Annotated in this window: 18 protein-coding genes; 8 read left to right on the top strand and 10 right to left on the bottom strand. The window is 62.8% G+C overall.

Translation table 11 applies throughout. The annotated features are described in order from the left end of the window. Positions 1–41 precede the first annotated feature (41 nt). The 6 genes from F474_RS00290 (at position 42) to F474_RS00260 (ending at position 6,765) form a co-directional block, all read left to right on the top strand. Positions 42–1,403, top strand: coding sequence for a sodium:proton antiporter (locus tag F474_RS00290; RefSeq protein ID WP_097086312.1), 1,362 nt, complete (start codon positions 42–44; stop codon positions 1,401–1,403). A 65-nt stretch (positions 1,404–1,468) separates the two neighbouring features. Then, a complete protein-coding gene (egtB, locus tag F474_RS00285) occupies positions 1,469–3,676 on the top strand; it encodes an ergothioneine biosynthesis protein EgtB (RefSeq protein WP_097086310.1) in 2,208 nt (735 codons plus the stop codon). A 70-nt stretch (positions 3,677–3,746) separates the two neighbouring features. Next, a complete protein-coding gene (locus F474_RS00280) occupies positions 3,747–3,968 on the top strand; it encodes a DUF6555 family protein (protein ID WP_097086308.1) in 222 nt (73 codons plus the stop codon). Positions 3,969–4,465: 497 nt separating this feature from the next. Further along, positions 4,466–5,659: a GGDEF domain-containing protein gene (locus F474_RS00270; protein WP_256577784.1), complete on the top strand. Its 1,194-nt coding sequence runs from the start codon at positions 4,466–4,468 to the stop codon at positions 5,657–5,659. 71 nt (positions 5,660–5,730) lie between these two features. Beyond that, positions 5,731–6,387 carry an ABC transporter substrate-binding protein gene (locus F474_RS00265; protein ID WP_165830240.1) on the top strand — a complete coding sequence of 219 codons (657 nt, stop codon included), beginning with the start codon at positions 5,731–5,733 and terminating at the stop codon, positions 6,385–6,387. 12 nt (positions 6,388–6,399) lie between these two features. Next, complete coding sequence (locus F474_RS00260; RefSeq protein ID WP_097086303.1) at positions 6,400–6,765, top strand: NUDIX domain-containing protein; 366 nt, start codon at positions 6,400–6,402, stop codon at positions 6,763–6,765. Here the strand turns inward: F474_RS00260 and F474_RS00255 are convergent. Together F474_RS00255 and F474_RS23065 are read right to left on the bottom strand one after the other, a co-directional pair. Continuing rightward, positions 6,748–7,050 (bottom strand): DUF1652 domain-containing protein, encoded by a 303-nt coding sequence (locus tag F474_RS00255; protein WP_097086301.1) that lies wholly within the window; start codon positions 7,048–7,050, stop codon positions 6,748–6,750. The two genes, F474_RS00260 and F474_RS00255, sit on opposite strands and share 18 nt — an antisense overlap. A gap of 177 nt (positions 7,051–7,227) precedes the next feature. Next, entirely contained in the window at positions 7,228–9,759 is a 2,532-nt protein-coding gene (locus tag F474_RS23065; protein WP_097086299.1) for a M10 family metallopeptidase C-terminal domain-containing protein, read from the bottom strand. Positions 9,760–9,959: 200 nt separating this feature from the next. Between F474_RS23065 and F474_RS00245 the strand changes: the two genes are divergently transcribed. Then, positions 9,960–10,373, top strand: coding sequence for a DoxX-like family protein (locus F474_RS00245; RefSeq protein ID WP_097086297.1), 414 nt, complete (start codon positions 9,960–9,962; stop codon positions 10,371–10,373). Positions 10,374–10,397: 24 nt separating this feature from the next. Here F474_RS00245 and F474_RS00240 read toward each other — a convergent pair whose 3' ends face one another. The 3 genes from F474_RS00240 to F474_RS00230 are packed head-to-tail and all read right to left on the bottom strand — an operon-like array spanning position 10,398 to position 14,790. Next, positions 10,398–11,720, bottom strand: coding sequence for a TolC family outer membrane protein (locus F474_RS00240; RefSeq protein WP_097086296.1), 1,323 nt, complete (start codon positions 11,718–11,720; stop codon positions 10,398–10,400). After that, a complete protein-coding gene (locus F474_RS00235; protein WP_097086295.1) occupies positions 11,721–13,073 on the bottom strand; it encodes an HlyD family type I secretion periplasmic adaptor subunit in 1,353 nt (450 codons plus the stop codon). Then, positions 13,066–14,790, bottom strand: coding sequence for a type I secretion system permease/ATPase (locus F474_RS00230; RefSeq protein WP_097086292.1), 1,725 nt, complete (start codon positions 14,788–14,790; stop codon positions 13,066–13,068). Before F474_RS00230 ends, F474_RS00235 begins: the two co-directional genes overlap by 8 nt. A gap of 316 nt (positions 14,791–15,106) precedes the next feature. On the opposite strand from F474_RS00230, the gene F474_RS00225 reads away from it, so the two are divergent. Beyond that, the gene (locus tag F474_RS00225; protein WP_097086290.1) at positions 15,107–15,550 is read left to right on the top strand and encodes a hypothetical protein; all 444 of its coding nucleotides are present in this window, start codon (positions 15,107–15,109) and stop codon (positions 15,548–15,550) included. A 12-nt stretch (positions 15,551–15,562) separates the two neighbouring features. Here the strand turns inward: F474_RS00225 and cysG are convergent, their stop codons facing one another. Genes cysG through F474_RS00200 form a run of 5 tightly spaced genes read right to left on the bottom strand, consistent with a single transcriptional unit; the run spans position 15,563 to position 22,898 of the window. Continuing rightward, complete coding sequence (cysG, locus tag F474_RS00220) at positions 15,563–16,954, bottom strand: siroheme synthase CysG (RefSeq protein WP_097086288.1); 1,392 nt, start codon at positions 16,952–16,954, stop codon at positions 15,563–15,565. Further along, positions 16,955–18,235 (bottom strand): serine--tRNA ligase, encoded by a 1,281-nt coding sequence (serS, locus tag F474_RS00215; protein WP_097086860.1) that lies wholly within the window; start codon positions 18,233–18,235, stop codon positions 16,955–16,957. 52 nt (positions 18,236–18,287) lie between these two features. Then, a complete protein-coding gene (locus tag F474_RS00210) occupies positions 18,288–19,616 on the bottom strand; it encodes a replication-associated recombination protein A (RefSeq protein WP_097086285.1) in 1,329 nt (442 codons plus the stop codon). Positions 19,617–19,622: 6 nt separating this feature from the next. Continuing rightward, complete coding sequence (gene lolA, locus F474_RS00205; protein ID WP_097086283.1) at positions 19,623–20,246, bottom strand: outer membrane lipoprotein chaperone LolA; 624 nt, start codon at positions 20,244–20,246, stop codon at positions 19,623–19,625. A 60-nt stretch (positions 20,247–20,306) separates the two neighbouring features. Further along, positions 20,307–22,898 carry a DNA translocase FtsK gene (locus F474_RS00200; RefSeq protein ID WP_256577783.1) on the bottom strand — a complete coding sequence of 864 codons (2,592 nt, stop codon included), beginning with the start codon at positions 22,896–22,898 and terminating at the stop codon, positions 20,307–20,309. Positions 22,899–22,935 lie beyond the last annotated feature (37 nt).

The raw sequence follows: 22,935 nt of genomic DNA, 5'->3' as shown, positions 1-22,935 counted from the left end.
TCGTGGAGGTCACAGCGCAATACCTGTAATAGAAGGCTGCCATGAGTTTCTTGTTGTGCCTGGCTCTGCTGGGCGTGCTTCTCCTACTACTGGCGCTGGCTTCGGCCTATCTACGTTGGCTTCCAGTGACCACTTCAGCGGTATGCCTGGCCTTCGGCCTGGCCATCGGGCCAGCCGGCGCAGCCCTGATCGATCTGGACCTCGCTCGTGCCAGCCCCTGGTTCGAGCGCCTGGCCGAAGTTGCCGTGCTGGTGTCCTTGTTCGGCACCGGCATCAAGTTACGCCTGAGCCTGGGCCGCAGTGCCTGGAAGGTGGCCTATTGCCTAGCAGGCCCGGTGATGCTGGCGACCATCGCCGGGGTGGCAGCGCTTGCTCATTTCGGGCTGGGGCTTGGGCTAGGGGTGAGTTTGTTGCTGGGTGCAATGCTGGCCCCCACTGATCCAGTGCTGGCCAGCATGGTGCAGGTGAGCGATGCCCAGGACGAGGACCGCGTGCGGTTCGGTTTATCCGGCGAGGCAGGGCTCAATGACGGCACCGCCTTTCCTTTCGTGCTATTGAGCCTGCTGTTGATTGGCCATCCTGACAATAGCGAACAGTGGTTGATGGGGTGGCTGCTGCGCGACCTTTTGTGGGCACTGCCGGTCGGGCTTGCGATCGGCTACGGTTTGGGCCGAGGCCTGGGGCATTTGATGATTGCCCTGCGGGTGCGCCATGAAGACAGCACTCTCTCACCTAACGATTTTCTTGCCTTGGCACTGATCGCAGTAGCGTACGCCTTGGCCAGCGCCTTGGGAGGGCTGGGTTTCCTGGCAGTATTCGCCGCAGGCGTTGGTTTGCGGCAAGCCGAAGCGCGCCTGAGTGCATCGCATGTGCCTGCCGAACATCTGGCCCGCCCAGTGCTGGGGCATCATGAGCAGCCTGTGGAGCAGGCCATCGTTGCCGATGTACAGGAATTGGAAAAGCCGCAACTGGCCGCCGGGGTCATCATGGGCGATATCCTGGCGTTCGTGAGCCTGCTGGAGCGAATCCTTGAGGTGGTACTGATCACCTTGCTCGGCACCTTGCTCTGGCGCTACTGGGACAGCCGCGCACTGCTGCTGGGGGCGGGCCTGTTCTTCATACTCCGGCCTCTGTGCGTGTGGGCATTAGGCGGCGGCCGAAGGCTGCTCAACGGCCATCAGCGGGCGTTGCTGGGCTGGTTCGGAATCCGCGGCATCGGCACGCTCTATTACCTGTGCTATTGCCTGGACCATCACCTGGCGCCGGAAGCCGCCGCGATCGTCGCACCCTTGGCGTTGTCGGTGGTTGCGATGTCGATCGTGCTGCACGGTGTGAGCACTCAGCCTCTGTTGGCCCACTACGCGCGCCGTAACCGCTCGACCGATGAGGGTTCGGCCGGTTGAACTTGCGGCCATCGGTGCTGACCGACGCTTATAAACTTATAACCGTCCGTGAGGGAGCACCTTCGATGACCAGCCCACTGCCACAGGCCCACCCGCTGCAGCCCGCCTCATCCAAGCCACGCCTGCACACCAGCCTGCGCCAGCGCTATGGTGCGGTGCGAGCGCACAGCCTGGCCCTCGCTGCGCCGCTGTCGGCCGAGGACATGGGGGCTCAGTCGATGCCCGACGCAAGCCCCACCAAATGGCACCTGGGGCACACCACCTGGTTTTTCGAGACCTTCTTGTTGATCCCTCACCTGCCGGGTTATCAGCGCTTCGACGAGACGTTCGGGTACCTGTTCAACTCTTACTACGAAGCGGTCGGCCCGCGCCAACCCCGACCACAGCGCGGGCTGATGACGCGCCCGGCGCTTTCGCAGGTACAGGCGTACCGCGCCCATGTGGACACCCACATGCAGGCGCTGCTGGCCCAAGGCCTGGCCGATGCTGAGTGCGCACTGGTGGAACTGGGGCTGAACCACGAGCAGCAGCATCAGGAGCTGATCCTGATGGACATTCTGCACTTGTTCAGCTGTTCGGCACTCAAGCCAGCCTATAACCCTGATTGGCCGCGGGACGACCGGGGCCGCGCCGGTCGCATGCGCCATCATGGCGCCGGGTTGGTAGAAATCGGTCACGACGGTGAACACTTCGCATTCGATAATGAGGGGCCGCGCCACAAGGTATATCTCGCACCGTTCGAGATCAGTGACCGATTGGTCACCAACGGCCAATGGTTGGCCTTCATTGGCGACGGCGGCTATCGCCAGCCTGCCCATTGGCTCTCCGAGGGGTGGGCCACCGTGCAGGCCGACGGTTGGCAAGCGCCGGGCTACTGGCAACGAGTGCCCGAGTACCCCGAGCATCTTGCGCAAGGCTGGCAGGCCATGACGCTACGGGGCTTGGAGCCTCTGGATCCCGACGCACCCGTTACTCATTTGAGCTATTTCGAGGCTTCCGCTTATGCCAGTTGGGCAGAGGCACGGCTGCCCAGCGAGGCCGAGTGGGAATTGGCAAGGCGCACCGGAACACTGGAGCAGGCTGACGACGTGGCCTGGCAATGGACGCAGACCGCCTACAGCGCTTATCCCGGTTTCAAGCCAGCCAAAGGCGCGGTCGGCGAATACAACGGCAAGTTCATGTGCAACCAGTTCGTGCTGCGCGGGGGCTGCCAGTTCACGCCCGCCGGCCACACACGCCCGACGTATCGCAACTTTTTTCCCGCCAACGCTCGCTGGGCACGGGCCGGCCTGCGCCTGGCACGGGATAGCCGCGCCAACGCGCTGCACCCGGTCCCTTCACCTGCCGCTACCGACCCGCAAGAAGGGTTCCGCCATGATGTGCTGGCCGGCCTCAAGGCTTCGCCAAAGGCACTGTCGCCTAAGTATTTCTACGATGCCAAAGGCTCGCGGCTGTTCGAGGAGATCTGCACCCTGCCAGAGTACTACCCTACCCGCGCCGAAGCAGGGTTGCTGCGCCGCATCGTGCCCGAGCTGTCTGCCCTGATTCCCAATGGCGCTTCCCTGGTGGAATTTGGCAGCGGCGCCAGTGAGAAGACCCGCCTTTTGCTGGACGCCGCCCCTCAATTGGGCGCCTACGTGCCGATCGACATCAGTGCGGATGCATTGGGCCGGGCGTGTGAGACGCTGCGGTGCACCTATCCGCATCTGAACATCACACCACTAACGGGTGATTTTACCCAGCCGCTGAGCCTGCCCGCCGACGCCCGGGGGCGAGCACGTGTAGGCTTCTTCCCAGGCTCGACCCTTGGCAACTTCGATGAAGAAGAAGCGGTGGCCTTTCTTCGTGCAGCACGCCATTCCCTGGGCCGCGACGCCTGTTTCATCGTAGGGGTGGACATGGTCAAGCCTGTGGAGCTGCTGGAAGCTGCCTATGACGACCGCCAGGGCGTAACGGCTGCGTTCAACAAGAACCTGCTCACCCGTATCAACCGAGAGCTTGGTGCTGATTTCGACCTTGATGCCTTCGATCACAACGCCCGATGGAACCCCGGCCAGCAGCGTATCGAGATGCATCTGGTCGCACGGTCGCCGCAGCGAGTCACGATTGCCGGCGAGGTGTTCACTTTCGCCAAGGGCGAAACCTTGCACACGGAGAATTCCCACAAATTCACCGTCGACAAGCTGTCCATGCTCGCGGCGCGAGCCGGCTGGAAACTCACTGAGCAGTGGTTGAGCGAGGCGCCAGAGGTGGGAATGTTCTGCCTGCGATGAGCGAAGCATGGAATTTTTGCAGCCAAATAGCCTCTGTTTGCAAGGACACGCAAAGGAGGATCCAACCGCAATGGCTGCGCAACTGTTCGTTATCGACTACACCCTTCACGGGGCGCCGAAGTCTTTCATCATCCGTGCAGAGCGCATGGACAGTCAGGAGGCATGGCATTGGGCAAGCTGTGACGCGGGCGTCGGTCGTATCGCCAGGTTCGGCCGAGAGCGCGTTCAGAAAACAACAGCCCCTGTAGCGCAGCAATATGGCATTGAAGCCGTAGCATGGCGCCGAGCGTAATGACCAGGGCCTTTCACTCGAGCAGGCAATTTGCCACACTCGCTTATCGCCTGACCCTTCGGGCGCTCAAGCTTGAAGACGGCGGGCCGATAGCACCGTTTGAGGGCTTGATCCATCGTAAGCTCACTGCAGGATTGGCGCAGAGTCATGAGCACGCAACCGATCAAGACAGCCCCACCCTTTACAGGGCATGACGCCCTCGTGAAAGGGATACCCATCGCCCGCTACCGGGGCAGTGTTTTGATCGACCACATCGCGAGCTCCCCAAGCCATAAAGCGCATGTGGGATGGGCGAAGGCCGCCGCCCCACCCCGCGGCAACCATGCCGCTAACCGCAAGGGACGGTTTTAACCTTGATCCGCGAGCCGAACTCTGCCCCTGTAAGCCAGCCACTGGGCCGCAGGCTGGTGCTGGCCACCCTCCTCTTTTGCTTGCTCTATACCGGTATCACTGTCGCGCTACGCAGCTGGCACGCCTGGACAACAGGGGTCGCGACGATGAATGCAGAGCTTGAATTGATCGAGCAAGTCTTTCGAGGCCCCCTGGGGCGGGCGGTATGGGAGCTGGACCACGACAGCCTCGACAACCAGCTCGACAGCGTGGCCGAGGCGCCACCGGTGGGCCGCCTGATGCTGAGTGTGCCGCGCGCAGGCCGCGCGGATGAGCAAATCGTGCGCCAGCGCGCAGGTTTCACTGACTCCGGTAACGCCCCGGTGCTATTGCGCGAGCTGGCCGTAGCCCCGTGGCCGGGGGCACATCAAGTGGTCGGCACCCTGCGCCTGGAGGGGGACCCCACACTGTTGTGGCAGCGTCTATGGCGCGAGCTGCTGGGCATCCTGGTGACGCAACTGGTCCAGTCACTGCTGCTAGCCGGGTTGATCATGGCTATCTTCAACCGTCAAGTAACCGTGCATGTGCGGCACATGGCGCGCCACCTGGGTGAACTGGGCCCGGAAAACCTTGGCCAACGTCTGCGACTGAACCGCCGCAAGGCGCGCAACGACGAATTGCACCTGCTTGAAGCCCGAATCAATACCCTGCAAGAGAGTATGGCCGAGTATCTGGAACGCCACCGCCAGGCTGAGCTGGCCCTGGCCGAGAGCCGGGACCAGTTAGCTAACCAGGTCGAGCAACGTACAGCGCAGTTGCAGGAAGCAAACCTTCGGCTTGAGCACCTGTCACGCCATGACCCATTGACCGGCCTGGCTAACCGCCGCCACTTCGACGAGCTCAAGGAGCAGGCGTTTCGCAGAGCCCTGCGCGATAGCCAGCCATTGACTGTGTTGATGTGCGACGTTGATTTCTTCAAGCGCTACAACGACAGCTATGGCCACGCACAAGGTGATGATTGCCTGCGCCAGGTTGCCCACCTGCTCACGCACAGCTTCTCTGGCGCGGGTGAGGTGCCGGCTCGTTTGGGGGGTGAGGAGTTCGCTGTGCTGCTGCCCGGTGTAGACGCCGAGCACGCTCGCCTTGCGGCCGAGCAGCTGCGTATCGGCCTTGCAGCCTTACGCCTGCCGCATGTCGGCTCACCTATTTCTCCGTGGGTAACCCTATCGGTCGGTATCGCCGAACTTGATGCAGGGTTGACCCATTTCGATCAACTGCTCCAGCGTGCCGACCAGGCGTTGTACCGTGCCAAGAGCGATGGCAGGGACAGAGTCGGTCAGTGGCTGGGGGGAGGCGCCTGATGAGGCGGTGTTCGCGGTGGGTTATCGGCGTAATGGCTTTATTGGCTGCGGCGTGCGCTCAGGCTCAAACCTTGGAATTGGTCACCGAGGAGTCGTCCCTGGCGTACATCCACAATGGCCAGGTCGCAGGCCCCGATGTCGAGGTTGCCAAGGCCGTGCTGGCCCAGGCTGGCATCACCGACTACCACATCAGCCTACTACCCTGGGCGCGTGCCTATGACTTGGCGCTGTCGGGCAACGCGGTGATGATCTTCCCGATCATCCGAACCCCAGCGCGCGAAAGCTCCTTTCACTGGATTGGCGAGTACGACCGCACGGTGCCCACGCTTTACCGCTTGCGCGGCTTGGGCAAACCCCCGGTAGCGACGCTCGACGACGCTCGGGAGCTGAGCGTGGCGGTGGTGCGCGACGACGTACGCGAGCACTACCTGCAGGCCAATGGCTTCACCCGGCTGGTGCAAACGGCCGGAGGAAGTGAGGCCTTTCGACGGCTGATCAATGGGCAGGTAGACCTCGTTGCCATGAGCCCGGGCGAGGTCGCGGGCCGGTGCGAACTGGAGCCGTTCGACTGCTCGGCCGTTGAGGCCGCCCTGCCCCTGACTGAAATCGCCGCAGGGCTCTACCTTGCGCTGAGCCGGAACACCGACCCTGCCACCGTGGTCACAATCACCAAAGCCTTCAATACGCTCAAGGCGCAGGGGGCACTGCCTCGCGTACCGCGTTCGTGACAAGGAGAGCACATGGCACAGACGACTAAACATCGGGCAACCATTCTTTGCTGGCAAGGCGACCGGCTTTTACTGGTGCGTAAGCCCAAGTCCAAATGGAATCTGCCCGGTGGCCGTGTCGAGGCGCGTGAGACTCCCGAGCAAGCGGCGATCAGGGAGCTGGCGGAGGAAACAGGTATCAATGCTGGCGCCCTTGGGTTCATCGACCAGCGTGCTGTTAAGTCGACGCAGCACTATGTTTTTGAGACCCATATAGCGCCAAGTGAGCGGGCCGTCGCACTCAACGAGATCGCCGATTGTCGCTGGTTCAGCCGCCATGAGCTGCTCGAGGAGCCCTTGAACAAGGAGGCGAAGGTTTTATTAGGGTTTGCCGTCTGACCCGCAGGCCACAAAGCTGCTGGGCTTACCATCCTTGTTGTGGGTGCGTTCGAACCATTCCTGATTGGCCCGCAGCTCGCTGCGAAGCTCTGCGACCAGATTGTTGACCGCACGGATGCTCACCAGCTCGGTGGTGGGTACTCCGACCGCCAGCAGGTCGACCTGGCCGGTCTCGGCGTCCCAGACCTCCACCGTCATGGTTCCACCCGGGCGGATATCGCAGTGGCAACTCAACGGCAAGAAACTCGACTCGATGATGCGACGCAGTTCAGCGTTGGGTATCACAGGCACTCTCCCGATAAATATAGGTGGCCATGCTCGATAGACGCCGAATTTCCGGTGGCCGTTCCACCGGAATGATCGGCCTGGGCGTCAGAAACCTGCCAAGCACGCCGTTTCGACTTCCTTATTTGCAATGTCGATGCCCGATTGCGCCGCGCAATGGTTTCAGCTGACCAGCTGTCACCCGTGATGCTCCTGAGCAGGCGTACCCAAAGCGTCGAGCGGCGCCTGATCATGGTCGAAAACAAAATCTGAGTCTCGCAGGGTCTGGCGATAATCACCGGCGAGGCTGACCTGGAAACGATGGCCATCGCTGTCGGCCTGATTGCTGCGCAGGTAGGTGCGATCCTGGCTCTGGTTATAGGTCAGGCTCAGAGTACCGTTGTCACCGTCGCCCAACCCGGTGATGCCGAGGGCGGAGACATCGATGCAGTCGACGCCGACCGTGAAATCGGTGATCAGGTCGGAGGTTCCACTGCCACGATAGCTGTCGTTGACCGACTGGTACACGAAGGTGTCTGCGCCCGAGCCGCCGGTGAGCATGTCTGCGCCTGCGCCACCGATCAACACGTCGTCGCCAGCGCCGCCGTCGAGCTGGTCGTTGCCGCCCAGCCCTTCGAGACGGTCACCGCTCCAGTCACCGAACAGCTGGTTAGCCTCGTCGGTTCCTACCAGATGGGCGGGGCCGAACGGCTGCGATGAAGTGATTGCCCCTGCAGCTTTGCCCGGCGCGAACAGCACACTGTTGGCATTGAGCTCATCGACATGGTTGCCCTTGAGCAAGATCTCGAAACGGTCGCCATTGGCGTCGGCCTCCAGCGACTTCAGGGCGGTCATGGTACCGGCCTGGTTCAGCACCACCTTGAGCGTGCCACCGTAGCCGTTGCCAAGCCCGGTGAAGCCCAGCGCGCTGACATCAATGGTGTCATGGGCGTTGCCATTGAAGTCGGTAATCAGGTCACGGCCGCTGTAGCTCCCGGTCACATCATTGCGCACGCTGTCGCTGATCTGGGTATAGACGAAACTGTCGGCACCGCTGCCACCGGTGAGGGTATCGCCGCCGGCACCGCCCAGGATGCGGTCGTCGCCCGCACCGCCATCGACGGTATCGCGCCCATCGCCGGCCTTGATGGTCTCGCCCGCATCAGTGCCGGTGATCACGTTGTTGTGGCGGGTGCCGGTGATCAGCGGTTGCAGGTTGGCATCACTGAAGCTGTCACGGTAATCGCCTTGCAGGCCGACCTCGAAGCGATGGCCGCTGCGGTCCGGGTCAAGGCTGCGAAGCCAAGTTACGCCGTCGCGGTAGCTCAATTGAAGGGTGCCGGCATGGCCGTCACCCAGCTTGCTGAAGCCCAGGCTGGCGGCGTCGAGCACGTCGTGCTGAGTGTCGAAATCGGTGATCAGGTCGCTGTTGCCTTGGTAGCTGTCACTGATGCGATCAAAACGAAACACATCGTTGCCTGCCCCGCCGCTGAGAGTGTCGGCCCCTGCCCCGCCAACCAGGACATCGTCGCCAGCGCCCCCTGAAAGGGTGTCGTTGCCGGCTCCGCCCATCACCAGCTCGTCTTGGCGCCCACCCTCGATGACGTCCGCGCCAGGCGTGCCCTGCACAATGAGCCCGGCCGGGTTGTTGTTGACCTGGCTGCCCGGGCTCTGCACCAGCAGGTCCCCTTGGGTGGTGTGGTTGATAACGTTGCCAAAAGCCAGGGTGCCGCTGATTTGCCCGCTACCGGGTTCGATCTCGGCTATACCGTAGGTGGCCGTGGCCCCCCCGGTTATCAGGTTGTCATAGATGAAGTTCTTCTCGGCTGCCAGGCCGTCCTCGCCACGCACGGTGATTTCCGCCACCGCAGCCGCCTGGGCGTTGCCGTAGATCGTATTGGAGGCCACGTTAATGTGAGAGCTGCCCTGCAGCTCCACTGCCGAGCTGCCGTTGCCGTGCAACTGCACTTGATTGACGCCCCCGTATTCGATGCCGTGCAAGCGAATACCGTCGGCCCCGTTACCGGCCACCTCACCACTGACCACATTCACGAAACCGTTGCCGGCCTTCCCGTCGCGGTGCAAGTAGATGCCATCGCCCCCATTGCCGAGGCTGTCGTTGTCAGCCAGTGTCAGCGGTTGGCCACCCACTACGACATCCAGACCGTTGCGGCCGTTGCTCAGGGCGCGGTTGTCCTGAACGGTAGCGCCGGTAAGGTCACTCAACGCGAAGCCGTCCAGCCCATTGCGCAGCGCCGTGTTGTTGCTCAGGTACAAGCCAGCGGCGCCGTGGCTTGCGGCAAAGCCGGTACCACTGGCGTCATGCACAGTCACGCCCTCGACGCGCAACCCGCTGCCTTGCAGGCTGATACCCGTAACGGTGCCTTGGGTGTTGGCACTGTTGCCGTCCAGTTGCAGGTTCGACAGGCCCACCGCTGTGGCCGAATTCGACCCTACCGCCACCAGCGAGAGATCGGTCTGCGAGCCATCGGCCAACTTCAGCGTGCTGGCGCCAAGCCCCGACCCAACCAAGGTGACACCTGACAGCAGCTTCAACGCTGCGCCATCGCCGTTGCCATCGCTGATCAGCCAGGTGCCTTCGGGTATGACGACCTGCCCCCCTCCACCTGCGGCTGCCGCATTGATCGCCTTCTGGATAGCCTGGGTATCATCGGCCTGGCCGTCGCCTTTGGCGCCATAGGCGGTGATGTCGTAGAGGGTGGGGGTCATCGGGTCGCTCCTGTTGGTTGATCAACCGCTTGAAGCGCTTTGACCTGCAGATTGTCGATTTGTTGACGCTTTACGCTTGGGTTCCGACGAAGGGCTACAAGGGCTCTGGAACAGGCCGCCGCGCACCCTGCGATCAGCCGGCAGGGATTCATTTCGGCCGTTGCGCTAAGGTGTAGCCTCCTTCCGATTCGAGTCCCGACATGCCGACCCTGCAACGCATCACCTGGCTGGCCCGTGGCGCCCTGGCGCTGGTTTTTGCCTGGCACGGCTTGGTACCGAAGATTCTGTATCTCAGCCCTGGCGAGGTGCAGATGATTCAAGCCCACGGGCTGCCCGAACCGCGCTGGTTGCTGATGGGCTTTGGCGTGCTGGAAGTGGCCATCGCGTTGTGGCTGGTCAGCGGCATAGCGCGGCGGGCATCGCTGATGGTGTGCGCAGCGATGCTGCTGGGCCTGCTGGTGGATGTGGCGGTGGTGCTGCCGATGCTAATGGTGCAAGCCTTCAACCCGGTGAGCTTGAACATTGCCTGCCTGGCGCTGTGCTGGGTGGCTTGGATAGCGGAAGGCCCCTCGAATGATCGGGGCAGCAATGCCCCCGCCGATACGGTGCCCTGACTCATTGGCGCCGGCCTCCTGAGATCAGAACAGGTGCTGCACCTGTTCAAGTACCCCACGATCCATTTGCCCTGTGCGCACGTGCAGGCTCACGTAGCTGGTCAGCATGTCGAGCTTGCTGTTGAGCAGGTCGCGCCGGGCTTCGAACAGGCGCTGCTGGGCGTCAAGGATGTCCACAGTAGAGCGCACGCCGCCCTGGTAGCCTTTCTCAGTGGAGGTGAGCGCCCTCTGGTTCGACTCGACCGCACGCTGCAGCGCCTTGCATTTGGCGAAGCCGGCGACCACGCCCATGTAGTCGGTTTCCACATCCTCGGCCAGTTGCTGACGCTCGGCGTCATAGTCGGCCTGAGCACCGGCGAGATTGGCAGTAGCCTTGCGCACCGAGGCGCTGGTGCTGCCCCCGCGGTAGAGCGGTATATCCAGCGACAGGCCCACGTAGTAGCTGTCCTGGCGCGGCGAGAGGTCCTGATACTGGCTGTTCTCGCGGCGGCTGAGCTGGGTGGTCAGCGACAGCGTCGGGTAATGCCCTGCCCGCTGGCTTTCAGCCTGTGCTTCGGCCACCCGCACCTGTGCGGCGCGGGCGGTCAGCTCCGGGCTGGCATTGCGCGCAAGGTTGGCCCAGTACTCCAGGCTGTGTTGGGGCTCGAGGGGGGTACTGGCCGGCGGCGCTTCCTGCATCGGGGTCACTTCGAACACCGGCAACCCGCCCCGGCCGGCCAAGGTGCGCAGAGCTGCCACCCGATTGGCCTGGTTTTCGGCCTCCTGCGCTTGCACCAGGTCAAGCCGGGCCTGAGCTTCGTCGATGTCGGTCACTGCGCCCTGCCCGGCCGCATAAAGGCGTTTGGTCTGCTCCAGCAGCCCGCTGATGGCCGCCTTCTGCTGGCCGATCAGCTTGAGCTCGTTTTCAAGCCGTGCAACCACGAAATACGCCTTGCTGACGCGATCGAACAACGATTGGTTGGCCACATCGTACTGGCTTTCCCCCAATGAGCCACGGGCCTTGCCTTCCTGGTAGGCAGCCCAGCGGCCCTTGTCGTAAATCGGCTGCTGAGCCACCAGGGCCATGCTGTTGGACTGGTAGTCATCGCTGTTGACGAATTCGGAGTCACTGCCGCCATCGGTGCGGCCGCTGCGGCCGTAGCGTGAGCTCAGCGACACCTGTGGCAGAAGGCCGCCAAAGCCTATGGCCTCCTCGTTTTGCGAGGCGCGGTGGGCGAAGTCGGCCGAGCGCATCACCGGGTCATTGAGCCGGGAGGCATCATACAGCTGGGTAAGGGACAGCGGTTGCGGCTCGGCGGCCTGGGCCGAGGCGCACAATAGCGCTGCGGCGATCCACAAGGTTCGCATTCATTCTTCCTTGAAAGCAGCCAGCAAACGCTCGCGCAACGGTTTCATGAGGTAGTTGACCAGCGTCCGCTCGCCGGTGACCACGGTGACGTCTGCGAGCATGCCGGGTTTGACCGGCAAGCCCTTGTCGCGCAGCTTTGCCAGGCTGTCCGGCGGTAGCTCGACGCGAGCGGAGAAATACGGTTGGTGAGTTTGCTGGTCGATAAGCTGGTCGGCCGAAACCGTGGTTACCTTGCCCACCATGACTGGCGTATCCACGCGCTGCAAGGCCGTGAAGTGAACCTGCACCGGCAGCCCGGGCTTGAGTTTGTTGGCCATCATCGGCTGGAAGCGCGCGGTCACACTCAGCGGTGAGTCCAGCGGCACGACCGACATCAATGCCTGGCCGGCGGTGGCCACGCCTCCGATGGTGTGTACGGTCAAGTCCAGCACCTGCCCGTCGACCGGCGCGCGCAGGGCACCATTGGCCACCTCGAACTCCAGCGCAGCGATCTGGTCGGCGTAGCCGGAGGCCTGGGCGGCAATGTCGCTCAACTGGGTCTCGGCGTCGCGGCGAAACTCCTGGTCTTGCTGCAGAAGCTTGAGCTTGCTTTCGTTAATCGATTGCTGGGTTTTGCCGATGTCGCCAATGCTGGTCGCCAGCTGCCCGGCCATCTGCGCCGAGTTACGCTCGGCCTCGAACAGTTTGGCGCGCGGCACGTAGCCATCCTTGGCAAGGTCACGCAGGCCGACCAGCTCTTCCTGCTGGAATTTGAGCTGGGTGCCATAGTTGGCCCGCACTTCCTGGTAGGCCTTGAGCTGCTGGGTGTCAGCACTGATTTGATGCTCCACGATACCTTGGCGGCTCTTGAGCTCGGCAGCACGGGTAGCGAAGAGGTTTTGCTGCAGGGCCATCGCGGCCTTGGCGCGCGGGTCGTCCTTCTGCGCCAACAGCTCCGGCGGCCAGGTGATCTCGCTCTGGCGCAGGCGTTCTGCGGTCAGCCGCGCCTCGGTGGCGCGCGCGGTGATCAGCTTGCCGCGGTTTACATCCAGCTGCGCCTGTGCCTGCACAGTATTGAGCTGCACCAGCAGTTGGCCTTGTTTGACCAGGTCGCCCTCATTGACCAGGATCTTCTGCACCACACCCGCCACCAACGGTTGAACCGTCTTGCGCTCACCGGCAACCACCACGGTACCTTGGCCCACCACGCCCTGATCAAGCGGCGCCAGGAATGCCCAGGCGAGAAACCCGCCCAGTGCGATGAGCAGGAACCATAGGCCCCGCCGAGCGGTGCTGGCGGCATCGATACTGGCCACCTGGCGGGCGGGCTTGGGCACTTCCACCAAGGGGCGTTTGGGGGCGAGGTCAGCCATCCTGGCGGGCTCCTTTGATCACGGTTGGGGTTTGCTGAGGCGGCAATACGGCCTTGAGCACTTGCTCTTTCGGGCCGTAGAGCTGTTGTCGGCCGTTATTGAGCACCAGAATGCGATCCACCACCCCTAAAATGCTCGGGCGGTGGGTAATCATCACCACAGTACTGCCAGCGTTTTTCAATGCCCGCAAAGCTTGCACGAGTGCCGCTTCGCCGGCCTCGTCGAGATTGGAATTAGGCTCGTCGAGCACGACCAGTTTCGGCATGCCGAACAGCGCACGGGCAAGGCCCAGGCGCTGCTTCTGCCCCCCGGACAAGCCAAGGCCACCGGGGCCCAGGCGAGTGTCGTAACCATTGGGGAAACGCAGGATCATGTCGTGGATGCCGGCATGGCGTGCCGCTTGGATGATCGGCTCAGCGGCCAGGTCGCCGAAGCGAGAGATGTTTTCCGCGACACTTCCGTCGAACAGCTCGATATCTTGAGGAAGGTAGCCAAGGTACGGGCCAAGGTGCTCGGCCGCCCACTGATCCAATGGCGCGCCATCGAGGCGTACATTGCCTGCACTGGGGCGCCAGATGCCGACCAGTGCGCGTGCAAGGCTTGATTTACCCGAGGCGCTAGGGCCGATCACCGCTAGCACTTCGCCGGGCTGGAGGGCGAACTGCACACCACGCAGCACCGGCTCCGCTGCGCCAGGCGGGCCGATGTCCAGCTGTTCGACACTGAGTGCACCGGTGGGCGCCGGCAAAGGCAGTGGCGGTACGCGTTCAGGCTCTTCGTGCAGCAGCGCGGTGAGGCGATGATAGGACTGCCGCGCCCCGACGAAGGTCTTCCAGGAGGCGATGGCCACTTCCACCGGCGCCAGCGCGCGCCCCAGGAGCAGCGACATGGCGATCATCATCCCGGCACTGATCTGCCCTTCCAGCACCAGCAGGGCGCCCAGGCCCAGCGACAAAGACTGCGCGGCGATACGCACGAAGCGCGTCATGGCCGTGATGCGCGCGCTACGGTCGCTGGCATCGGCCTGCGCGCTGATCATATGCTGCTGCAGGCTGTACCACCGCTGGCGCAGCGCAGGCAACAGGCCCATGGCCTGTATCACTTCGGCATTCTGCAGGGTAGCGTTCACATAGTTGCCGGCCTTGGCCGAATACCCGTTGGCCTCCATCAGCAAGGGCCGGGTCGACATCTCGCCCCAGAGTGCAAGGCCGATCAACAGCAACGCCACCACCAGCGAAAGGATGCCGAACCAAGGATGGAACAGGAACGCGATGATCATGAACACCGGCAACCACGGCGCATCTAGCATCGCCAGCATGCCCTGCCCGGTGATGAACTGGCGCAGTTGCGTCAGATCGGCGAACACTTGGGCCGGGTTGCCATCGCGGGTGCGCAGGCTGCGAGCGAACGTCGCGTCGTACAGGCGGCCCGCCAGTTGTTCATCGATCCCCGAACTCATGCGGATCATCACCTGCCCGCGCAGCCACTCGATCAACCCGCTTACCCAAAATAGCCCCAGAGCAATGGCAGTGAGCATCAGCAGGGTGGTCTCGTTGCGGCTGGTGAGCACGCGGTCGTAAACCTGCATCATGTAAAGCGAAGGCACCAGCACCAGCAGGTTGATCACGCCACTGAAAATCGCCAGCGACCAGAACACCTTGCGGTAAGCCAGCAAGGCGGCGTCGATGTCGTTGCGAGGGTCGAGGGAGAGGCGCATAGAGGTACCTGAAGTCCGAATCGGCACATGTGACCGTAGAAGTTCCGTTTCATTCCGCCATCATGGCCAAGTCCTATCACCGCAGGAAAGCACTGGGTGGACAACAGGTTGGCGCCCATGCGGGGCCGAAAGCGACACTAGCGCCATGGCGCTGACGCAGCCAGTGGCAGCCGACGAAGGGCGGCAACGGAATGCTCCGAAGCGGCAGGCAATTGCCGGCTTTGCCCAGGCCGGCAAGCGCAAAGCCTTCTAGCACGCTGCCTGCAGCGGTTGGCCCGGGCTTTGCTTATGAAGGGTATCAACCAGGGAGGCGCTCATGAGCATCACCGAAATCAGCAAGGCTTTACAGGTCACCCGTGTCCCGGGCAACCGCAAGGCAGACGACAACGACAACACCACAGGCGCGGCCGCGGAATTCGCGGCGTTTATGGGAATGACGCCAGCGCAGCGCCTGCGGGCCTTGATTTTGGCGCAGTTGGGGCTGAGTGAAGATTCATTACAAAAAATGCCCGCTGATCGACGCGCTCAGATCGAAAACAAGATCGCGCAGATCATGAAGGAGAAGCTCGGTATCAAGGATGAGCAGGCTACCAACAACGCCAGCACGGACGTCGCGGCGACCAGCAGCGCGGAGGTTCCCCGCGTTGCTGCCAGCGCTGGCGGTGAAAGCACAGCAAGCACAGGCAGCGACAGCCAGCCGGCCACCGACCAGGCCGAACGCTTGCTGGCAATGATCAGACGTTCAACCGCGCTTGGTTGAACGTCAACGCGATCAAAGCTGCCCCGCGCCCTCAAACCAGGCGAGCTTCTCACGCAAAGTGACCACCTCCCCGACAATTACCAATGTCGGTGCGTGCACTTCGTGCTCGGCCACCAGCGCGGGCAGGTCACCCAGGGTGCCGGTGAACACGCGTTGGTGCGCGGTGGTGCCCTGCTGAATCAGGGCGGCCGGGGTATCAACCGCACGCCCATGGCGAATCAGCCCTTCACAGATGGCCGGCAACCCTACCAGCCCCATGTAGAACACCAGGGTCTGCCCCGGTGCGACAAGGTCACTCCATGGCAGGTCGGTGGTGCCGTCCTTGAGGTGGCCGGTGATGAAGCGCACCGATTGTGCATGGTCCCGGTGGGTCAGTGGGATACCGGCGTAGGCTGCGCAGCCACTGGCTGCGGTGATCCCGGGCACCACCTGGAAGGGGATGCCGTGGGCTGCCAGCTCCTCGATCTCCTCGCCCCCGCGGCCGAATATGAACGGGTCGCCGCCCTTGAGCCGCACCACCCGCTTGCCTTCCTTGGCCAGCTGTACCAGCAACTGGTTGATTTCGCCTTGGGGCACCGCGTGTTCGGCGCGCCGTTTGCCAACATAAATACGCTCGGCATCGCGGCGGCACAGGTCGATGATCGAGGGCGCCACGAGGCGGTCGTAAAGCACCACGTCGGCCTGCTGCATCAAGCGCAAGGCACGGAAGGTGAGCAGGTCTGGATCGCCTGGGCCTGCGCCGACCAGGTATACCTCACCCGGAGCATGGGGCGGCGCGCCTTCGACGCGCTCGGCCAGCAGCCGCGCGGCCTCCTCGCCCTGCCCGGCCAGCTGGCGGTCTGCCACCGGCCCCTGGAACACTTCCTCCCAGAAAGCCCTGCGCTGATTGGTATTGGGATAAAGCTGCTTGACCCGGTCACGAAAGCGCGCAGCCAGGGCGGCAAGCTCGCCATAGCGGGCCGGAATCCAAGCCTCCAGCCTCGCACGAATGAGCCGCGCCAGCACCGGCGCATCGCCGCCGCTGGACACCGCAACCACCAAGGGAGAGCGATCGACGATCGCCGGGAAGATCACCGAACACAGCGCAGGGGCATCCACTACGTTGACCGGCACACCACGCCGGTGGGCTTCGGCCGACACCTGCGCATTGAGCTCGGTGTCATCCGTGGCTGCGATGACGAGCTGGCAACCGTCCTGATCCTCGTGCCGGTAGCCTCGCAGCAGACTTTCGCCCGCCTGCTCGGCGAGCAATTGCGCCAGTTGCGGCTCGATGGCAGGCGCCACTACACGCAAGCATGCCCCCGCATTGGCCACCAGGCGTGACTTGCGCAGCGCGATCTCGCCCCCGCCGACCACCAGCACCTGGCGCCCGGCAAGGGTGTGAAACAGTGGCAGGTACTTCATTCAGCCGATGACCTCGAGGCCGCCCATGTACGGCTTGAGCACTTCAGGAACCCGGATGCTGCCGTCTGCCTGCTGGTAGTTTTCCAACACTGCTACCAATGTGCGACCCACGGCAAGGCCGGAACCGTTGAGCGTATGCACCAGTTCAGGTTTACCGGTTTCAGGGTTGCGCCAGCGGGCCTGCATGCGCCGGGCCTGGAAGTCACCGGTGTTGGAGCAAGAAGAAATTTCGCGGTACTTGTCTTGGCTGGGCACCCAAACTTCGAGGTCATAGGTTTTAACGGCGGAAAAACCCATGTCGCCGGTGCACAGGGCCAGCACGCGGTAAGGCAATTCCAGCGCCTGCAGCACGCGCTCGGCGTTGGCAGTCAGGCTTTCAAGCGCCTCCATCGACTTGGCAGGCTCAACCACCTGGACCATCTCGACCTTATCGAATTGGTGCTGGCGGATCATGCCACGGGTATCGCGACCAGAGGCGCCGGCCTCGCTGCGAAAGCACGGGGTATGGGCGCAAAGCTTAAGCGGCAGCTCCTTGGCATCGACGATGCGGCCGGCGACCAGATTGGTCAGCGATACCTCGGCAGTTGGAATGAGGTAAAGGTCTGCCTCGCCTTCACGGGCAATCTTGAACAGGTCTTCCTCGAACTTGGGCAACTGGCCGGTGCCTTGCAGCGCTGGCGCCTGCACCAGGTAAGGGGTGTAACACTCTTCATAACCATGCTCGTGCACATGCAGGTTGAGCATGAATTGCGCCAACGCCCGGTGCAGGCGTGCGATCGGCCCCCGGAGAACGGCGAAGCGAGCGCCGGACAGCTGCGCTGCGCTCTCGAAGTCCAGCCAGCCGTTTTTCTCGCCCAGCGCTACGTGATCGAGGATCGGAAATTCGAAGGCGCGCGGTGCCCCCCAGCGGCGCACCTCGACATTGCCCTCTTCGTCAGCGCCAACCGGGACCGACTCGTCAGGCAGGTTGGGAATGCCCAGCACGATGCTGTCGAGCTCGGCCTGGATCTTCTCCAGCTCAGCTTTGGCGGCAGTAAGCTCATCGCCCATGCGTTCGACATCAGCCATCAGCGGCGCGATGTCTTCGCCGCGGGCCTTGGCTTGGCCGATGGACTTGGAGCGCGCGTTACGTTCGGCCTGCAGCTGCTCGGTGCGGGTTTGCACGGCCTTGCGCTGGGCTTCCAGGGCATCGAGGCGGGCAACGTCAAGGCTGTAGCCACGGGTCGCCAGGCGGGCGGCGACGTCCTGTAGCTGGCCACGTAACAGTTTCGAATCGAGCATGTCGGTCTCTCGTGTGTTCATCAGGCCGGCACGCATGGGTGCCGGGAAAGGCTCAGGGTTTGCGCCGCTGGCGAGGGCTGGCGCGATCGAGGGCGGCCAAATGGCCAAGCTTTTCGCGAATCTTCAGCTCAAGGCCGCGGGGCACGGGTTGATAGTACTGCCGTGGGTCAAGATTTTCTGGAAAATAATCCTCGCCCGCAGCGTAGGCATCGGGCTCGTCGTGGGCATAGCGATACGCCTCACCATAGCCCAGCTGTTTCATCAGCTTGGTCGGCGCATTGCGCAAGTGCAGCGGAACTTCCTGCGAACCGTGAGCCGCCGCGTCGCGCACAGCGGCATTGAAGGCGTTGTATACCGCATTGCTCTTGGGCGCGCAGGCAAGGTAAACGATGGCCTGCGCAACCGCCAGCTCGCCTTCTGGGCTGCCCAGACGCTCCTGCACATCCCATGCGGACAGGCACAGGCCAAGCGCGCGCGGATCGGCATTGCCGATATCCTCACTGGCCATGCGCACGACCCGGCGGGCGATATACAGCGGGTCGCAGCCGCCATCGAGCATGCGCGCAAACCAGTACAACGCCCCGTCAGGGTTGGAGCCCCTTACCGACTTGTGCAGCGCGGAGATCTGATCGTAAAACGCCTCGCCACCCTTGTCGAAGCGCCGGCGGGTGTCGCCCAGCAGGCTTTGCAACAGCTCGAGCGGAATCTGCTCGCCATCCTCGGCGAGATCAGATGCGTTTTCGAGCAGGTTGAGCAGGCGGCGACCGTCACCGTCGGCCGCGGCGACCAACAACGCGAAGGCCTCTTCGCCCAGCGAAAGCCGCCTTTGGCCAAGGCCGCGCTCCTCGCCGAGCGCGCGATCGACCAAGCGGCGCATGGCCGCCTCATCGAGACTCTTCAGCACATAGACCCGCGCACGCGACAACAGCGCATTGTTCAATTCGAAAGACGGGTTTTCGGTGGTTGCACCGATGAAGATGAGGGTCCCGTCCTCGACATAGGGCAGGAAGGCGTCCTGTTGTGACTTGTTGAAACGGTGTACCTCATCGACGAACAGGATGGTTCGCCTACCGTATTGGGCCGCTTGCTGACGCGCGATTTCAACCGCCTGGCGAATTTCCTTCACCCCGGCAAGCACGGCTGAAACGGTTTCAAAATGTGCGTCAGAGACCTTGGCCAGCAGCTGGGCGAGCGTCGTCTTGCCCACGCCGGGTGGGCCCCAGAAGATCATCGAATGCAGCGCACCCTGCTCAAGCGCCTCACGCAATGGCTTGCCACGAGCCAGCAAATGCTCCTGGCCGACATATTCGTCCAGGTTACTGGCGCGCAAACGCGCTGCAAGCGGCTGTGCCACCGGTGCGCTGCCGAACAGGTCCGCCACTGCGAGTTACTCTTGGATCACATCGGCACCCTTGGGGATGTCGAAGGTGAACTTGCTTGCCGGGATGGGCTGGTTGGCCTGGACACCGGTGAAGAGGATGTTCGTGCGCTGGCCGACGTTATCGATCAGCTGCATGTCGTTGATGGTACCGCGCCGAAACGAAAGGCGCAGCGAGTCGAACAGGGTGTCTTTGCTGCGCGGCTTGAGGGTGAAATCAATAACGTCGCCGGCCTGCTTGGAGGTGATATCGAAGCTCTGGCTGATCTTGGAGGTATCACCTGACAGCAACAACGCAGGGGTCTGGGTCAGGCGCTGGTCGAGCTTCTTGACGGTGACCTGCTCCAGATCGGGATCCCACAGCGATACCTTCTCGCCGTTCGATACCATCAGTTGCTCCTGGGGTGCATCAGTGTGCCAATAGAACAGCCCCGGGCGCTGCAAGGCCATCTGGCCCCGGGTTTCCTGCAATTGGGTGCCACTGCCGTCCAGGGTCAGCTGGGAAAAATTACCGGTCAGAGTCTTGGACTGGTCGAGCAGCTGGGTCAGGGATTTGACCGCTTGCTCATCGGCCTGGGCAGCGGCGCTGCCAAGGGCCAGGGCCGAAACCAGCAACAGGCGAATCAGGCGCATGGAGTTCCTCGGGTGGAGCTTCAGAGTGAATGGCCCACATGCCGTGGGCCGGAAATCAAATCAGTCGCGCATCTGGCCAGGCGCGATCACATCACGGGAGCCATTGCTGTTCATTGGCGTGACCACGCCGGCCATTTCCATCGCTTCGATCATCCGCGCAGCGCGGTTGTAACCAATCTTGAGCTTGCGCTGCACTGAGGAGATAGAAGCGCGACGACTTTCGAGAACGAAATTGACTGCCTCATCGTACAGCGGGTCGCTTTCGCTGTCGTCCCCGTCGCCACCACCACTGCCACCTTCGAAGCTGCCTGCGCCCTCTTCGACGCCATTGAGGATGTCGTCGTTGTAGTCAGGCGCGCCGCGTTGCTTCCACGCCTCGACAACGCGATGGACCTCGTCATCGGACACGAAGGCACCGTGCACCCGAATGGGAAGGCTGGTGCCGGGCGGCATATAGAGCATGTCACCATGGCCAAGCAACTGCTCGGCGCCGCCTTGGTCGATGATGGTCCGCGAGTCGATCTTGCTGGACACCTGGAAGGCCATTCGGGTGGGAATGTTGGCCTTGATCAGGCCAGTAATCACGTCGACGGAAGGGCGCTGGGTTGCCAGGATCAGGTGAATGCCGGCAGCGCGGGCCTTTTGCGCGATCCGGGCGATGAGCTCTTCCACTTTCTTGCCGACGATCATCATCATGTCGGCGAATTCATCCACCACTACCACGATGGTCGGCAGGGTATCGAGCACGGGCGCCTCATCGTCCATGCTCTGACGGCGATAGAGTGGGTCAGGGATGGTCTGCCCTGCTTCCTCGGCATCCTTGACTTTGCGGTTGAAGCCGGCAAGGTTGCGCACGCCCATAGCGGCCATGAGTTTGTAGCGCCGCTCCATCTCGGCCACGCTCCAGCGCAATGCGTTGGCGGCGTCCTTCATGTCGGTGACCACAGGGCATAGCAGGTGCGGAATGCCTTCGTAGATGGAGAGCTCGAGCATCTTGGGGTCGATCATGATCAACCGCGCATCCTTGGGCGACGACTTGAACAACACAGACAGGATCATTGCGTTTACACCCACCGACTTACCGGAGCCGGTGGTACCGGCCACCAGAAGGTGAGGCATCTTGGCAAGGTCGGTAATCACCGGTTTGCCGCCGATGTCATGGCCCAATGCCAGAGTGACAGGCGACTTGGCGTCGTCATAGGCGCTCGACTGCAACACCTCGGAAAAGCGCACCATTTGCCGGTCGTCGTTGGGGATCTCGATACCGACGGTGGTCTTGCCTGGAATTACCTCCACCACACGCACACTCATCACGGCCAGGGACCGCGCGAGGTCCTTGGCAAGGTTGGCAATGCGGCTCACCTTAACGCCGGCGGCGGGCTGAATTTCGTAACGCGTAATTACCGGGCCTGGGTGAATGGAATCAACCGTGACCTCCACGCCGAACTCCTTGAGCTTTATTTCGAGCAGCTCACCTGTGCGCGCCAGGGCCTCGTTCGAATACTGGACGCGCTTGGCCTCGGCGGGGTCCAGCAAGGTCAAGGGCGGCAAAGTACCTTCTAGCGAAGCATCCACCAGCGGCGCTTGTTTTTCCTGCTGCACGCGCTTGCTGGGCGCCTCTGGGGTGCCCGAAGACAGCGGTACGATGGGCGGTGTGTGGGTGCGAGCAGCGGCAGCCACGGCGGGCGCGGCCTGCCGCGCAGAGAACGGCTCCGGTTCGGCTTCGTCGTCTTCCCACGGCGGAAGGATCGGCTCGATGCGAGGCGGCTCTCGTTTGGCGGGCGCTGCAGCTGCAGGCGCAGCGACGGAAGGCGTTTGCGTCAGGGAAAGCGGCTCGATACGCGGTTCGGCGCGCACATTGACTGCGGGCTTGAGCGCAGGCTCGGCCTCGAAATCGAAATCCGGTTCAACATCGAGCACCGCGTTGTTGCGCTTGCCCGGTTTTGCAGCTGGGCGCTCCGGCGCCTCGGCCAGGCGCAACTGTGCCACCAGCTGCCGGCGTTCGTTACGTGCAGCCCACCAGCGGCTGAACATGCCAGTGAAGAGCTCCAGCAGGTCTAGGGTAATCTTGCCGGTGATGTCCATCACCTTGAACCAGGAAAGGTCTGTGAATACGGTGAGGCCGAACAGGAACAGGGCAATGAACAAAAGCGTGCTGCCCTGCACATTCAAGGCGCTACGTGCAAGATCGCCCAGGCTTTCTCCAAGCGCACCGCCTGCGGCCGCTGGCAGGCTGCTGGCTCCATGGAAATGAATGTGCGCCAGGGCCGCGCCGGATAGCACCAGAAACACGAGGCCAATCAGGCGCCAGGAAAACAGCCAGCCGCTCCACTGCCAGGGCTGATGACGTTCACGGAATATCTGCCAGGTCTTGACCGCCAGCAGCAAGGGGAAAATGTAGGCGAAATAACCCAGCACCATGAACAGGATGTCGGCTACATAGGCCCCGGCACGGCCAGCAGCATTCTGCACTTGCAACGCGTTGCTGGGGTGGCTGAAACCGGGGTCGGTAGCGTCGTAGCTCAGCAAGGCCATCCACAGGTAGAGGCACAACGCACCCATGGCGATGAGTGCCCCTTCCTTGAGCCGATAATGCAATTGCAGGCGCCAGGCGGGGTGCTGTTGGGAGGTTGCGGCGGTCGACTTCTTCAAAACGGGTGCGTTCCTGCGCACGAGGCGCTCTGGCGGA

Origin of the sequence: Pseudomonas sp. URIL14HWK12:I12 (assembly GCF_003097135.1) — a bacterium.
Lineage (GTDB): Bacteria > Pseudomonadota > Gammaproteobacteria > Pseudomonadales > Pseudomonadaceae > Aquipseudomonas.
This window is presented reverse-complemented; position numbering and strand designations above follow the sequence as displayed.

Coding starts and splice junctions, on each gene's coding strand:
- egtB (WP_097086310.1), top strand. CDS start 1,469: ATGACCAGCCCACTGCCACAGGCCCACCCGCTGCAGCCCGCCTCATCC.
- F474_RS00280 (WP_097086308.1), top strand. CDS start 3,747: ATGGCTGCGCAACTGTTCGTTATCGACTACACCCTTCACGGGGCGCCG.
- F474_RS00290 (WP_097086312.1), top strand. CDS start 42: ATGAGTTTCTTGTTGTGCCTGGCTCTGCTGGGCGTGCTTCTCCTACTA.
- F474_RS00225 (WP_097086290.1), top strand. CDS start 15,107: ATGAGCATCACCGAAATCAGCAAGGCTTTACAGGTCACCCGTGTCCCG.
- F474_RS00270 (WP_256577784.1), top strand. CDS start 4,466: ATGAATGCAGAGCTTGAATTGATCGAGCAAGTCTTTCGAGGCCCCCTG.
- F474_RS23065 (WP_097086299.1), bottom strand. CDS start 9,759: ATGACCCCCACCCTCTACGACATCACCGCCTATGGCGCCAAAGGCGAC.
- F474_RS00235 (WP_097086295.1), bottom strand. CDS start 13,073: ATGGCTGACCTCGCCCCCAAACGCCCCTTGGTGGAAGTGCCCAAGCCC.
- serS (WP_097086860.1), bottom strand. CDS start 18,235: ATGCTCGATTCGAAACTGTTACGTGGCCAGCTACAGGACGTCGCCGCC.
- F474_RS00230 (WP_097086292.1), bottom strand. CDS start 14,790: ATGCGCCTCTCCCTCGACCCTCGCAACGACATCGACGCCGCCTTGCTG.
- cysG (WP_097086288.1), bottom strand. CDS start 16,954: ATGAAGTACCTGCCACTGTTTCACACCCTTGCCGGGCGCCAGGTGCTG.
- F474_RS00240 (WP_097086296.1), bottom strand. CDS start 11,720: ATGCGAACCTTGTGGATCGCCGCAGCGCTATTGTGCGCCTCGGCCCAG.
- lolA (WP_097086283.1), bottom strand. CDS start 20,246: ATGCGCCTGATTCGCCTGTTGCTGGTTTCGGCCCTGGCCCTTGGCAGC.
- F474_RS00245 (WP_097086297.1), top strand. CDS start 9,960: ATGCCGACCCTGCAACGCATCACCTGGCTGGCCCGTGGCGCCCTGGCG.
- F474_RS00260 (WP_097086303.1), top strand. CDS start 6,400: ATGGCACAGACGACTAAACATCGGGCAACCATTCTTTGCTGGCAAGGC.